Genomic DNA, 720 nt, shown 5'->3' on the forward strand with positions numbered 1-720 from the left:
AGTCTAAGTAAAGTGAATTTTATTATATTTTTAGCATTGTTTTTAGAATTTATAAGTTTAATATTAATTATATTGTTAAAATTTGAAACTCACAAAACTCATAAAATCATTTCAACAAATAATAAAAAAACATACTTTATTATAAGCTTTAAAGATGTTATAAAAGTCTTAAATCAACATAGTTTATTAAAGTTTTTGTTTATTACATCTTTTTTAATCAATTTTCTATTCAGTTTTCTTACTATTGGAGAACAAACAAGTATTGTTACTGTTTTTAATTTATCAGCTTCAAATATTGGTTTTATCGGGGTATTTGTTTCTATTGGTACTATTTTAACTTCACTAAGTATTAAGTGGTTAAATAAGAAAGGGTACAATCAATTTTATTATATATCTTTCTTCTTAATGGGAGTTACTGTCTGCATTAATATTATCCCATTTTTTATCCTAAGCAAATACGTTATTGTATTTTTAGTAATTGGAAGTTTTGTAGGTGGAGTAGCCTCTACTTTATATTCAATACCTAGTTCAATTTACCAGCAATTAATTTTACCAGAAGAGATAAAAGGAAAATATTTTAGTATTGATAATGCATTAAATCTTTTTTTAATACCCTTAGGTTATGCAATTTCAGGAATTATATATAGTAATACTAAGCAAATATATATTTATGTATATTTAATTTTAATTATTATAATATTTTTGTCCATAGTGCTAGTT

1 protein-coding gene is annotated in these 720 nt (G+C 22.1%); it reads left to right on the forward strand.

The genetic code is table 11. The features are described from left to right. Positions 1–720: MFS transporter (locus CD127_RS11740; protein ID WP_142381319.1), on the forward strand; the 720-nt coding region annotated here is incomplete at both ends.

Origin of the sequence: Staphylococcus petrasii (genome assembly GCF_002902565.1) — a bacterium.
In the GTDB taxonomy this organism is placed as follows: domain Bacteria; phylum Bacillota; class Bacilli; order Staphylococcales; family Staphylococcaceae; genus Staphylococcus; species Staphylococcus petrasii.